We start from the raw sequence: 12984 nt of genomic DNA, 5'->3' as shown, positions 1-12984 counted from the left end.
TGTGGGGGGGGGGGGGGGGGGGGGGGGGGGGGGGCGGCGCGGGGGGGGGGGGGGGGGGGGGGGGGGGGGGGGGTGCGCGCGCCCGCCCCCCCCCCACCGCCGTCAGCCGTCCGCACCGTTCGTCACTGCGGGAACGCGGCCACCACGTTCAGTTCCTTGGCGCCGGTGCCCGTGACACCGGTGGCCGTGCCGGGCAGCAGCACGCTGGGGGCGTAGGAGTCGCTCGACACCAGCAGGTCCTTGTCGCCGTCGCGGTCGATGTCGCGCAGGCGGACGAGGGAGCCGAAGGTCTCGAACTCGGTGGGGGCACCCGGGACGCCCGCGGAAGCGCGGGTGAACCACTGGGAGTTCGTACCGGTGAGACCGGACTTGGAGCCGCGCAGGAGGTGAACGCCACCCGCGTACTTCACCGAGCCGACCTTCTCCTCCCGTACGCCCACCGCCAGGTCCGCGTAGCCGTCGCCGTCGGTGTCGGCGGCCGAGAGGTCCGAGCCGAAGTAGTCGTTCTTGGTGGCGGCCGTGGCGACACCGGAAGTGCTCTGGGACAGCCGGTACTTGGTCGTCGGCCCGGTGCCGCCCCCACGCCACACGACCACCGAACCGGCGAAGTCGCTCCACCGGGTGTCGCTGACCGCGAGGTCCCCGTAGCCGTCCTTGTTGAAGTCGGCGATGACGCCGGTCGGGCTGTAGTCGGGCTTGGAGCTGTTGACGACCGTCCGCTTGCCCGGCTTGACCGTGGAGCCGCCGCGCAGGAACCAGGCGTCCTGGGTCATCTTGTCGTCGTGGTAGCCCTGGCCGAGGAGGTACAGATCGGTCGCCTTGTCCTTGGTGACCTTGCCGGCGACCATGCCGGTGGGTTCGAGGATGTCGCCCGCGACATGCTTGGTGACCGAGCCCGTGGAGCCCGACTTGGCGAACCCTCCCCGGTAGACGTAGACGGTGTCGATGCCGTTGGCGACCGCCAGGTCGGCCTTGCCGTCGCCGTTGAAGTCGCCGGTCTCGATCTCCTTGCCGAAGCCGTAGCGGGCGTGGGCGGTGACCTTGAGGCGGATGGCGCCGGTGCCGGAGAGACCGGTCTTGGCACCCCACAGGATGGTGACCGCGCCCGCGCCCACCTTGGTACCGACCTTCTCGGTGAAGTCGGCGACGGCGAGGTCGGCGTATCCGTCACGGTTGAGGTCGGCGGTGGCCATGTCCTCGCCGAAGCCGTCGACGTAGCCGCCCGCGTCACCCGGCGTGCCGGGGATGCCCGCGCTCGCCTGCGTGAAGGTCTTGGTCGTGGTGCCGGGACCGGTCGCCGTCCCGTACGTCACCACGACTCCGCCACTGAGGTCGCTGGTGGCGAAGTCGCGGTAGCCGTCCCCGTTGAAGTCATCGGCGTACTTCGCCGGAGTAGCGGCGGTGGCGGCGCCCACGGAGAGGGTGAGCAGCCCGCCGGTCAGCGACACGGCGGTGGCCGTGGCGAGCGCCAGCCGAAGGTTGGTGCGCGTGAACATGCGTCTCCTGCGGTGATCTAAGTCAGTGGGTAGGAGACTCACGGTGGCCGGTGATGGTTGTACCCCTGTGTGACTCAGGTTCCTTGAGGGGGAGTTCCGCCCAGACCGTCTTGCCCACGACCCGTTCCGTGACGCCCCAGGCCCGGCTGAGCAGCGTCACGAGAAGCAGACCTCGGCCCCCCTCGGCGTCCGGGTCGGTGACGTAGCGGAGTGGGCGGTCGGCTCGGGGGTCGCTCACCTCGATACGGAGCGTGGGCTCGGACTCCAGGTGGAGGAGTCGGAGGCGCAGTTCGAAGTCACGGCCGGGAAGTCTGGCGTGGGTGACCGCGTTGGCGGCGAGTTCGGCGACGACCTGCTGGGCGGTGGTGTTGACCTCGGTGTGGCGGGGGTGGCCCCAGGCCGCGAGTTGGGTCGCGGTGAGGTGGCGGGCCTGGCGGGCGCCGCGAGGGGTGGCGGGGAGGCGGGTGGAGATTTCGGCGTTCACATCACAGAGAGTGGCGATCTGTATTTACGCTGACCAGATGCGGCGCGGCGACTCTGAGTAGCTGTACGTGTGCCGTCGGTCCGGGGTACGAGCAGTCGAGCGGGAGGGTGGATCGCGTGGATGAGCGGAGGCCGGAGACACCGACCGAAGTCGACGGGACGACCGGGTTGTTCACCGCGCTGGGCAAGATGCTCAAACTGCTGCGGGAACGGAAGGGGCTGACCCAGAAGGAGTTCGGGAAGCTGTTGGGATACGGCTCCGACATGATCTCCGCCATGGAACGCGGCGTACGGGTCATCCGTCCGGAGATCCTGGAACAGGCCGACGAAATCCTGGACGCCGGGGGTCTGTTGAAGGAGGCAGTTCCCGAGGTGAGGGAGGCGATGACCAAGGTCCGGACTCGACATCCGGAGTGGTATCGGAGTTACGCCGGGTTGGAGGCGGAGGCGGTTGAGCTGCACTTCTACGCCAACAACGGTATCCCGGGGTTGTTGCAGACCGAGGATCACGCGCACGTCGTTTTCGCGAAACGGCGGCCGTTCCTCGACGAGGTGACGATCGAGAGGCGGGTCGCGGACCGGCTCTCCCGACAGCAGGTCTTCGAGCGGCGGCCCGCGCCGATCGTGAGCTATGTCCTCGAAGAGGTCGTGCTGGACCGCCCCATCGGCGGAAGCCGCGTGCATGCGGACCAGCTTCGACGCCTGCTGAGCGTGGGACAGCTGCAGAACGTCGAGATCCAGGTGATGCCGACGGCGGTGGAGGAACATCCCAACCCGGGAAGCGGGTTCAACCTGTTGGTGCCCAAGGGCCATGGGCAGGTGGCGTATACAGAATCGCAGGGGTACCCCCGCTTGATCACCGACCCAGAAGAGGTCCGGAAGATCGCGGACCGCTATGGGATCATGCGAGCGATGGCCCTCTCCCCTTCGGAGACCCGGAAGTTGATCGAGCAGAAGCTGGAGGAGCTATGAACAACGAGCAGCTCACCTGGTTCAAGTCCAGCTACAGCGACGGCGAAGGCGGCGAGTGCCTCGAAGTCGCCCTCACTCTCTCCTCCGTCCACCTCCGCGACTCCAAGCACCCCGCCGGACCTCACCTCACCCTCTCCCCCACCACCTGGTCCGCTTTCCTCTCACAGCAGTTGACCGGCGAGCGGCGCTAGCGCCTCCGCCGCTGCCAGCGAGCGAGCGGCCTCCAGGCGTACGTCCTCGTCCTCGTCCGCCTCGGCCAGCTCCCGTAGCAGTGGTGTCGTGGCCGAGTGGGCGGGCCATCCGTAGGCAAGAGACTGGACGGCGGCAATGCGCGGCCAGGGATGGGGATCGGTGACTGCCCGGTCCCGCAGAAACGCCGCGCCGCTCTCCTCCGTCTCCTGCACCGCCCACCATTGCAGTGCGTCGGATCGGATCCTGGGATCGGGATCGTCGGCTGCCCGATCCCGAAGGATCTCTCGGGTGGCGTCGTCGTCTCCCGCGGTCGTGGCCAGCAGCGCGAGTGCCAATTCTCGGACCGACGGGTGGGGGTCATCGGCCGCACGGACACGGATCGCGGCCCTGATGTCGGCCGCGCCCCGGTGGTACCGAGTCACCCGGAGCGCCTCCGCCCGCACATTCACTTCCGGGTCGTTCACCAGCCGGTCGAGTGCCAGCTCCCACGTGGAGGCCTCGTGGCTCCGGTAGCCGCACAGGTCGGTCAGGGCGGACTCACGCACCTCGTGGTCGGAGTCGTCGAGAAGGTGTCCGCGGACGAGCTGCCAGGTCTCCTCCTTGTCCCTCCCCAACTGCACCAACCCATTGAGCGCGGAGTCCCGAACCTCGCCGCTGGAATCCTCGGCGAGACGCTCACGCAGGAATTCCCAGGTGCCGGGGTGGGAGCCCGTCGTCTGTCCCATCACTGTGCATGCCACCGCCCGGACCCGGGGGTTCAGGTCCCTGAGCGCCCGCCGGCGGAGGAACTCCCATGTGCCGGCATCGTCGCGGCCGAGGGTTCGCAGCCCGTACAAGGCGTCCGTTCGAACGAGCCAGTGACTGTCCTCGACGGCGGCTCTGTGGGCGAGCTCCCAGTCACCTCTCTGTTCGACCATCAACAACATGGCCGTGTTGCGGACCATGTCGTGAGGATCGTCGGTGGCCCGGCCTCGCACCAACGCCTGAACGGCCTCGTCGTCGAGCAGGCTCTCAAGACCTGCGACCGCGTGGTCCCGGACATCGCCCTCGGAATCCTCGACGGCCAGTCGACACAGCAAGGCCCTGACCGCAGGGTCCTGCATCCGGTACTCGGCCAGCAGGTCCACCGCTTCAGCGCGTTTCTCCGCATCGCCCTCGGAGCCGGCGAATTCGACGATGGGCTGCCACATGGCCTCGGCGTCTTCCCGCAGTGACAGCGCGAAGGCGCGTACGGCCGGCGAAGGGTCCGCGGTGGAACGGTCCCTGACGAGGTCGCCGACGTCGACCCCGTCGACCTCGGACAGTGTCTCCAGCGCCGTCTTGCGCACGTACTCGTCCGGTTCGGCCACCGCCCCCTCCCTGAGCAGCCCACGGACGCCCTCATCGGCACCCCAGTGCGCTGCCAGCACCTTCAGCAAGGCCACACGGGCAAGGGGAACATCGGCAAGCACAGCCATGACCTGCGGCCACGCCGGCCCTTGATAGAGCGCGGCCGCGATCCTTCCGGGCTGCGGCCGCTGCATGAACTGGCCGCGCAGATGAAACCAGCGAAGGAGTCTGCCCCTCCCGCTCCAGTGCGGCGGAAACGTCCTGAGTGCGGAGGCGATGCCCTCGTCCCCGTCCAGCAGACCGAATCTCGAGTCCGCCGCCTCCAAGCCCATGATGATCGCGTCCACTACGGCCCTGCTCTGCCGCGCCAGCACTCCGATCCTGCGAACCTCGGCCAGGGCGCGCACCGCCAGGGCCAGCAAGTCCCCCTTCCAGAGAGCACCGACCCGGCGCCGGTGCAGCTCCAGCAGCCGGTCGACAGCCGCCCCCGCCTCCCGCTCCCCGAGCTGCCCGACGACCAGCAGCAGCACCTCATGCCACGCCGGATCCTCCGCGTGCCCCGCGAAGATCTCCTCGATGAACTCCTCCGGCGTCCACTCCCGCTCCCGCGTGTACCGCCGGTCGATGTCCACCGCCGCCAGGTACTCCAGGAACGCCCGATGGACGAAGCCGTACACCCCGCCCCCGTAGTGGCTGAGGATGAAGTTCCGTTCCCGGAACTGCCGCACCATCGTCCGAGCCGCCGACACCGCCTGGGCGACCGGGAGTTCGTACTGCTCGCGCAGGTAGTCCTTGAAGGTGTCCAGCAGCACGTCCTGGTGGATGTGGTTGCCCGCGATGCCTCCCTCACCGTCCTGCATCCGCCGTGCGACCAGGCGGAGCAGCTCGTGCCGGTCCTCGTCGCCCAGGTACGACAGGGCTTCGACCTCGTCGGGCGCGCGCAGGTGCTTGGCGTGCTCGTCCCAGTGGGCGACCAGGACCGCGACGGCGTGCCGGTAGACGCCCTGGCGGTCGCGCGGCAGTTCCCGGCGCCGGCCGATGATGGCGAGGATCGTCAACAGGAGGGGGTTTCCGGCCAGTTCTCCCACGGGGCGGGACTGGCTCACCGCGTCGGTGAGCCGTCGGCACAGACGGGCGGCGCGCTCCTCGTCGCACGGGTACGCGGTGGCGTACCACTGCCGGGCGAACCGTTCGATCTGCCGGGCGTTCAGGTCCTGGACCATGTGGTGCGAGAACCCGGCGCGCTCCAGGACGCCGCGTCGATAGCCGATGACGCGCGAGGTCACCACCACCCGGATCCCGCGCGTCCCGCCGTAGCGGCCCGCGAAGTCCGCGATGCGATGGCTCACCTGCTCCCGGGCGGCGGGGTCGAAGAGTTCGTCCAGGCCGTCGAAGACGACGACAGCCCGTCCCTCGGCCAGCAGCCGCTCCACGACCGGCATCGGCGGGGCCATGCCCTTGGTGCCGTGCAGGTATCTGAGGAAGTCCTCGAAGGTCCGCTCCCGCCACTCCCCCACCGCGTACTCCCTGAGCTCCACGACGAGGGGTACGAGGCCTGCGAGCGGTTCCAGTGGGTCGCCCGGCGGAACCTCTCGAGTGAGCGTGAGTGCGAGGTGCCGGGCGAGGGTCGACTTGCCCGCGCCCGGATCACCGAGCAGCACGAGACGCCCCTCATTCGGGTCGGCCAACACCTCCAGGACATCGCGTGCCGGACGCTCCGCGTACGCCTGCCGGGCACGGTCCAGCGCCTCCCGTTCCAGACCGGGCGGCAGGCTGGACGGCCACTCCCCGGCGTCGACGAGCCGCTGCCGGATGTCCTTCGGCAGCTCCAGTGGCGGCGGGTCCGCGCGCACGGTCGGCGCCACGAACACCTGGTCGAGGCCGACGGGCGGGTGCTCGCCGGCCTCCGTGGGGATCAGGACGTCAAGGTCCAGACCTCCGTAGGTTTCACGGATGCGGGTGGCATAGCGCCGCAACGCTTCGTCGATCTCCTCACCGGTCAGCGCCACCGGATCCGGCGCCTGCTGGACGTACTGGTTCTCGATGTACGTCGCACTGCTGCCGTCCCCGGTCACCACGGCCCTGGCATCACCCGCCGCCCCGACCGCCCGCTCCCCACCCGCCGCAACCCGCCCCGCTTCCCGCCCCATGCCAGGACGGTAGCGGCCCTCGGGCGGCGGTGACGGGTGGTCAGCGGGCGTACAAGCCCTCGATCTCCGCCTCGAAGTCCCCCATCACCGTCTCCCGCCTCAGCTTCATCGACGGCGTCAAGTGGCCGTCCGTCTCCGTGAAGTCCCTCGGCAGTACCGTGAAGCGGCGGATCGACTCGGGTCTCGACACGAGTTTGTTCGCCTCGTCCACCGCGCGCTGGATGATCGACCGCAACTCCTCGTCGTCGGCGAGGAGTTCCGCCGGGACGGGGTGTTTGCCGTTCATGCGGCGCCAGTGGGTGATGCCCTCCATGTCGAGGGTGATGAGGGCGGCGACGTAGGGGCGGCGGTCGCCGACGACCATGCACTGGGAGACCAGGGGGTGTTGGCGGAGCCAGTTCTCCAGGGGGGCCGGGGCGACCGTCTTGCCGCCCGCGGTGATCAGGAGTTCCTTCTTGCGGCCGGTGATGGTGAGGTAGCCCTCGTCGTCGAGGCTGCCGATGTCGCCGGTCGGGAACCAGCCGTCGGACGACGCCGGGGTGACGCCGCCGGCGTTCGGGTCCCAGTAGCCCCGGAATATCTGGCCGCCGGCCAGCAGGATCTCGCCGTCCGCGGCGATGCGGACCCGGGTGCCCGGCAGGGGCCAGCCCACCGTGCCCAAGCGGGACTTGAGGGGTGGGGTCACCGTTGCCGCGCCGGTGGACTCGGTCAGGCCGTACCCCTCGTAGATCTCCATGCCCGCGCCCGCGAAGAACGCGTGGAGGCTGCGGCCCAGCGGTGAGCCGCCGCTGATGATGTGGCGGACGCGGCCGCCCATGGCGTTGCGGATCCGGCGGTAGACGAGGGGGTCGTAGAAGGTGCGGGCCGCCTTGAGCGCGGCGCCGGGGCCGCTGCCGGTGCCCGCCTGGCGGGCCTCCGTCGCTTCGCCGTAGCGGACGGCCACGTTCACTGCACGGTCGAAGGCCGAGACCCTGCCGCCTATCTCCGCCTTGGCCCGGGCGCTGTTGAAGACCTTCTCCAGCATGTACGGGATGACCAGGAGGAAGGTGGGCTTGAAGCTGGCCAGGTCCCCCAGCAGATCCTCCGACTTCAGGCTCGGCGCGTGGCCCAGCCGGACCCTGGCCCGGACGCACGCGATGGCCACCATGCGGCCGAAGACGTGGGACATGGGGAGGAAGAGGAGGGTCGCCAGCTCCTCGTCCGAACGGGACCTGAAGACGGGGTGGAGGATCTCGATCGCGTTGTCGACCTCCGCCAGGAAGTTGCCGTGCGAGATCGCGCAGCCCTTGGGGCGGCCGGTCGTGCCCGAGGTGTAGATGACCGTGGCCAGGGTGTCGGGGCCCAGCATGCCCCGGCGTACGTCGATCTCCGCCTCGGGGACCGGCCGGCCCAGCTCCGCAAGCCGCTCCACATGGCCCTTCTCCACGACCCACAGGTGTCGCAGGTCGGGCAGGCGGTTGAGTTCGGGGCCGAGGGCCGAGGCCTGGGCGACGGTTTCCGTCACCAGGGCCACCGCGCCCGAGTCCTGGAGGATCCAGCGGGTCTGGAAGACCGAGGAGGTCGGGTAGATGGGGACCGTCACCAGGCCCGCCGCCCATGCGGCGAAGTCCAGCAGGGTCCACTCGTAGATCGTGCGGGCCATGACGGCGATCCGGTCGCCCGGCTGGAGCCCCTCCGCCACCAGGCCTCTGGCCAGCGCCTGTACCTGGGCGGCGAACTCCGTGGTCGTCACATCCGACCAACCGCCGTCCTCCGCGCGGCGGCTGAGCACCCGGTCCTGGGGAGCGGCGGCCGCGTTGTCGAAGGGCAGGTCGGCCAGCGAGCCGTGGGTCACGGGCGGCACGACCGGCGGTACGGAGACCTCCCGGACCTCGCCGTCCAGTCGCTTGATCTCCGGCTCCACGAGCACGGGCGCGCCGTCGTAGTCGGTCGCGGAGACATAAGGGAGGGACGACGACATGGGGCAGCTCCTGAGGCGCGCAGCTGGATACCGCTCTGCTGCATAGGTACGCGCCGTGCGTACCTGGGCGTTCACCGGTGGTGGGCGGGTATGGGGGGTTACCGGCAGTTAGATCGGCGATCTTAGGAGGTGCAGGTGGCGAGTTCGTGTGGGTTCGGGGATGCTCCGGGGCCGGGTCTGTGCAACCTCTCCCGCAATATGAAGCTTTGTCAGCTATGGGTGGCGGCGCGGACCTGCCGTTCGTCGATCACGGCGGCCGACTCCCCGTCAGGGCGTCCGACTCCCCGTCACGGCCGTTCCAGCACCGCCGTCACCCCTTGCCCGCCCGCCGCGCACACCGAGATCAGGCCTCGGCCCGAACCTCCGCGCTCCGCGAGCGACTTCGCCAGCGTCGCGACGATCCGCGCCCCGGTCGCCGCGAAGGGGTGCCCCGTGGCCAGGGACGATCCCGTCACGTTCAGCCGCTCCCGGTCCACCGGGTCCAGCCCGGCCTTCTCCCACGCCTCCAGCGTGGCCAGCACCTGTGACGCGAAGGCCTCGTGGACTTCCACGAGGTCGAAGTCGGCCATGGCGAGGCCGGAGCGCTCCAGCATGCGCGGCACCGCGTAGGCCGGTGCCATCAGCAGGCCGTCCTCGCCCTTCACGAAGTCGACGGCCGCCGTCTCGTACGTCGACAGGTACGCCAGCGGTTCCAGCCCGCGCGCCGCCGCCCACTCCTCCGAGGCCAGCAGCACGACCGCCGCTCCGTCGGTGAGCGGGGTCGAGTTCCCGGCGGTCATGGTCGGGTCGGGTGCGTCGAGGCCGAACACCGGCTTCAGCGCGGCCAGTTTCTCCGCCGTCGAGTCGGGGCGCAGGTTCTGGTCGCGGGTCAGGCCCCGGAAGGGCACCACCAGGTCCTGGAAGAAGCCGCGTTCGTAGGCCGCCGCCAGTCGCTGGTGACTCGTCGCCGCCAGTGCGTCCTGGGCCTCGCGCGAGACGCCCCGGGTGCGGGCCGTCACCGCCGCGTGCTCGCCCATCGACAGGCCGGTGCGGGGTTCGGCGTTGCGGGGGATGTCGGGGATCAGATGGCCCGGGCGGATGCGGGCCAGCGCCTTGAGCCGGCCGCCCGGCGACTTCGCCCTGCGCGCCGCCAGCAGGATCCGACGCAGGCCGTCGTTCACGCCCAGCGGCGCGTCGCTCGCGGTGTCCGCGCCGCCCGCGATCGCCGACTCGGTCTGGCCGAGCGCGATCTTGTTGGCGGCGGCGATGACGGCCTGGAGGCCGGTGCCGCAGGCCTGCTGGATGTCGTACGCCGGGGTCGTGGGAGCCAGCCGGGAGCCGAGGACCGTCTCGCGGGCCAGGTTGAAGTCGCGGCTGTGCTTGAGCACCGCACCGGCGACGAACTCGCCCACCGCGCCGGGCTCCTGGAGGCCGTGGCGCTCGACCAGTCCGTCCACGACCGTCGTCAGCATGTCCTGGTTCGAGGCGGTGGCGTACGGGCCGTCCGAGCGGGCGAAGGGCACGCGCGTGCCGCCGATGATCGCGACCCGCCGGGCCACGGGCACCTGTAGGGGGCTCATCTCGACCTGCTCCTCATGCGTGACATAGGCTTACCTGCGGTAACCTTACTCCAGAGTAAGAAGACTGATAAGAGGTGGGACCGAGTGGGGAGACGGCAATGGCCGACCGTTATCTGAGCTTCACCGGCACCGCGCCCGGCCGCTTCCTGAGCCGCCGGCTGGGACTGCCGCAGCCCTCGGCGCTGCGCCGCTGGTCACCGGAGCGGCCCGGACTCCCGGGGGGCGAGGTCCTCCACCTCACCGCGGGCAAGCCCGCCCCCTCCCTCGCCGGCAGCCCCTCCGCGGTCGTCCTCGACGCCACCGGCGTACGGGACGTCGACGGCCTCGCCGGCGTCCACGCGGCCCTCCACCCCGTGGTGCGGTCGGTCGCCGCGAGCGGCCGTGTCGTCGTGCTCGGCGCGCCCCTCGACCCCGCCGACCACCACCAGGCCGCCGCCCAGCAGGCACTGGAGGGCTTCACGCGCTCACTCGGCAAGGAGATCGGGCGGGGCAGGACCGTGAACCTCGTACGGCTCACCGACCGGGACGCCGCCGAGTCCACCCTGCGCTTCCTCCTCTCCCCCAAGTCCGCCTACGTCAGCGGTCAGGTCATCGAGGTGACGGGGACAGCCCTGGAAGTGACCGTCGACCGGGACCGGCCCCTCACCGGCCGCACCGCCCTGATCACCGGCGCCGCCCGCGGCATCGGCGCGGCGGTGGCCGAGACGCTGGCCAGGGACGGGGCCCAGGTCGTCGTACTCGACGTACCGCAGGCCGAGGAGGACGCGCGCGGGCTCGCGGAGAGGCTCGGCGGCAGGGCCCTCGCGCTCGACATCACCGCCGCCGAGGCGGGTGAGCGGATCGCCGCCGAACTCCCGGACGGGCTCGACGTGTTGATCCACAACGCCGGGATCACCCGGGACCGCCGCCTGGTCAACATGCCGGCGGACCGGTGGAGTGCGGTCCTCGACGTGAACCTCGCGAGTGTGCTGCGTACGACGGACGCGCTGCTGGCCGCCGGGACCCTCAGGCCCAACGGCCGGATCGTCGCCACCGCCTCCATCGCCGGGCTCGCCGGGAACGCGGGGCAGACCAACTACGGCGCGAGCAAGGCGGGAATCGTCGGTCTGGTGCGGTCGCTCGCCCCCCGCGCCCTCGCCGAGCACGGGGTGACCGTGAACGCGGTCGCGCCCGGGTTCATCGAGACGAAGATGACCGCCGCCGTACCGCTCCTCATCCGTGAGGCGGGACGCCGGATGAACTCCCTCGCCCAAGGCGGGCTGCCCGTCGATGTCGCCGAGACGACCGCGTGGTTCGCGCATCCGGCGTCGGGTGCGGTGAACGGACAGGTCGTACGGGTCTGCGGCCAGAGCCTGTTGGGGGCGTGATGACCGTCGTCCTCACCCGGTCCCCCGCGCTCGCGCCCCTGTTCGCCCGCGGCGCCCTGTTCTCCGCCGTCAAACGGCCCCGCCCGGGCGCCGAGTTCCCGCGCACCCGGCTGCTCCTGCCCGCGCTGCGGGTGGACCTGGCACGGCTGGCGGCGTACGAGCGGGTGTGCGGGTTCGCCACCGGCGACGACGCGCTGCCGGTGACGTATCCGCATGTGCTCGGCTTTCCGCTGGCCATGCGGCTGATGAGCGCGCGGGACTTCCCGCTGCCGCTGCTCGGTCTCGTCCACACGTCGATCGCGATCACCCAGCACCGGTCGCTCGCCGCCACCGCGGAACACGAACTCACCGTGTACGTCGACGGGTTGGCGCCGCACCGGCGCGGCACGGAGGCGGGGGTCGTCACCGAGGTGCGGGCCGGCGACGACGTCGTATGGGAGTCGCGGAGCACGTATCTGGCGCGGCACGGCTCGACATCCGCCGGAGGTGCCGCCCCTGCCGAGAAGGGCGCTTCGCTCCCCTCGGTCGCCGAGTGGCGTCTCGCCGGGGACGTCGGCCGGCGTTACGCCTCCGCGTCCGGTGACCGCAACCCCATCCACCTCCACCCGCTCACCGCCCGCCTCTTCGGCTTCCCGCGGGCCATCGCGCACGGCATGTGGACGGTGGCCCGGTGTCTCGCCGCGCACGGTGTGCCCCAGGCGGCGCTGGTGCGGGCGGAGTTCAGGGCGCCGGTGCTGCTGCCGGGGGCGGTGACGTACGCGGCGGAGGGCGAGAGGTTCGAGCTGCGGGGCGGTGGAGACCGGCTCCACGTCACCGGGAGCGTCTATCCGCTGGCACCCTGACGGGCCCAGGGGCGGCCCTCCATCAGATTCCCCAGCCCGGCCCACGCGAAGTTCATCAGCGTCGCCGCCGCTTGTTTGGCGGTGACGCCCGGGGTGGCGTTGGCCCACGCGGCGAGGGACTCGGCGGCGCCGACCAGGGCCTCGGCGAGTCCGGCGACCTCGCGTTCGGGCAGGTCGGGGTCGCGGTGGGCCTCGCGCGCGGCGACGACGATCAGCTGCGTCACGAACGCGACGATCTCCTCGCGCATCGCGGCGACCTCGGCGGCGAAGGGTTCGCCGTGCGTACGGGCCTGGAGGTGCAGCACGGACCAGGCGTCCGGCTTCTGCCCGGTGTGCGTGAAGAACGCCAGCAGTCCGTCCCAGAGTTGGCGGTCCGCGGGCTGGTCGGTACGGACCCCGGCGCGCACCGCCTCGGTCAGCGCGCGCGCCTCGCGGCGGATGCAGGCGGTGAAGAGGTCTTCCTTGGAGTTCAGGTACAGATAGACCAACGGCTTGGAGACACCCGCGAGTTCGGCGATCTCGTCCATCGAGGCGGCCATGTACCCACGCCGTCCGAAGGTCTCCACGGCAGCGTCCAGCATCTGCTGTTCACGGACCGCACGCGGCATCCGCTTGGTCTTCACTGCACCCATAG

10 protein-coding genes are annotated in these 12984 nt (G+C 70.9%); 4 read left to right on the top strand and 6 right to left on the bottom strand.

Annotation, left to right across the window (positions count from 1 at the left end):
- Positions 1 to 122: 122 nt before the first annotated feature.
- On the bottom strand, positions 123 to 1496 hold the full coding sequence (locus tag ACIOHP_RS47815; protein WP_401897824.1) for an FG-GAP repeat domain-containing protein: 1374 nt from the start codon (positions 1494 to 1496) through the stop codon (positions 123 to 125).
- A gap of 22 nt (positions 1497 to 1518) precedes the next feature.
- Entirely contained in the window at positions 1519 to 1980 is a 462-nt protein-coding gene (locus ACIOHP_RS47810) for an ATP-binding protein (protein WP_401897822.1), read from the bottom strand.
- A 116-nt stretch (positions 1981 to 2096) separates the two neighbouring features.
- Between ACIOHP_RS47810 and ACIOHP_RS47805 the strand changes: the two genes are divergently transcribed.
- Together ACIOHP_RS47805 and ACIOHP_RS47800 are read left to right on the top strand one after the other, a co-directional pair.
- Positions 2097 to 2951 (top strand): helix-turn-helix domain-containing protein, encoded by an 855-nt coding sequence (locus ACIOHP_RS47805; protein ID WP_401897820.1) that lies wholly within the window; start codon positions 2097 to 2099, stop codon positions 2949 to 2951.
- Positions 2948 to 3142 carry a DUF397 domain-containing protein gene (locus tag ACIOHP_RS47800; protein WP_401897818.1) on the top strand — a complete coding sequence of 65 codons (195 nt, stop codon included), beginning with the start codon at positions 2948 to 2950 and terminating at the stop codon, positions 3140 to 3142. The genes ACIOHP_RS47805 and ACIOHP_RS47800 overlap by 4 nt, the downstream gene beginning before the upstream one ends.
- Here the strand turns inward: ACIOHP_RS47800 and ACIOHP_RS47795 are convergent.
- The 3 genes from ACIOHP_RS47795 to ACIOHP_RS47785 form a co-directional block, all read right to left on the bottom strand.
- Positions 3113 to 6622 (bottom strand): HEAT repeat domain-containing protein, encoded by a 3510-nt coding sequence (locus tag ACIOHP_RS47795; RefSeq protein WP_401897815.1) that lies wholly within the window; start codon positions 6620 to 6622, stop codon positions 3113 to 3115. The two genes, ACIOHP_RS47800 and ACIOHP_RS47795, sit on opposite strands and share 30 nt — an antisense overlap.
- 40 nt (positions 6623 to 6662) lie before the next feature.
- Positions 6663 to 8582, bottom strand: coding sequence for an AMP-dependent synthetase/ligase (locus tag ACIOHP_RS47790; RefSeq protein WP_401897814.1), 1920 nt, complete (start codon positions 8580 to 8582; stop codon positions 6663 to 6665).
- A 287-nt stretch (positions 8583 to 8869) separates the two neighbouring features.
- The gene (locus ACIOHP_RS47785; protein WP_401897812.1) at positions 8870 to 10141 is read right to left on the bottom strand and encodes an acetyl-CoA C-acetyltransferase; all 1272 of its coding nucleotides are present in this window, start codon (positions 10139 to 10141) and stop codon (positions 8870 to 8872) included.
- Positions 10142 to 10239: 98 nt separating this feature from the next.
- On the opposite strand from ACIOHP_RS47785, the gene ACIOHP_RS47780 reads away from it, so the two are divergent.
- Both ACIOHP_RS47780 and ACIOHP_RS47775 read left to right on the top strand, forming a co-directional pair.
- A complete protein-coding gene (locus tag ACIOHP_RS47780) occupies positions 10240 to 11508 on the top strand; it encodes a 3-oxoacyl-ACP reductase (protein WP_401897811.1) in 1269 nt (422 codons plus the stop codon).
- Positions 11508 to 12350, top strand: coding sequence for a MaoC family dehydratase (locus ACIOHP_RS47775; RefSeq protein WP_401897809.1), 843 nt, complete (start codon positions 11508 to 11510; stop codon positions 12348 to 12350). Before ACIOHP_RS47780 ends, ACIOHP_RS47775 begins: the two co-directional genes overlap by 1 nt.
- Here the strand turns inward: ACIOHP_RS47775 and ACIOHP_RS47770 are convergent.
- The gene (locus ACIOHP_RS47770; RefSeq protein WP_401897807.1) at positions 12332 to 12982 is read right to left on the bottom strand and encodes a TetR/AcrR family transcriptional regulator; all 651 of its coding nucleotides are present in this window, start codon (positions 12980 to 12982) and stop codon (positions 12332 to 12334) included. The two genes, ACIOHP_RS47775 and ACIOHP_RS47770, sit on opposite strands and share 19 nt — an antisense overlap.
- Between the last annotated feature and the right edge of the window lie 2 nt (positions 12983 to 12984).

The organism is Streptomyces sp. NPDC087859 (assembly GCF_044742595.1).
Classification (GTDB): domain Bacteria; phylum Actinomycetota; class Actinomycetes; order Streptomycetales; family Streptomycetaceae; genus Streptomyces; species Streptomyces canus_F.
This window is presented reverse-complemented; position numbering and strand designations above follow the sequence as displayed.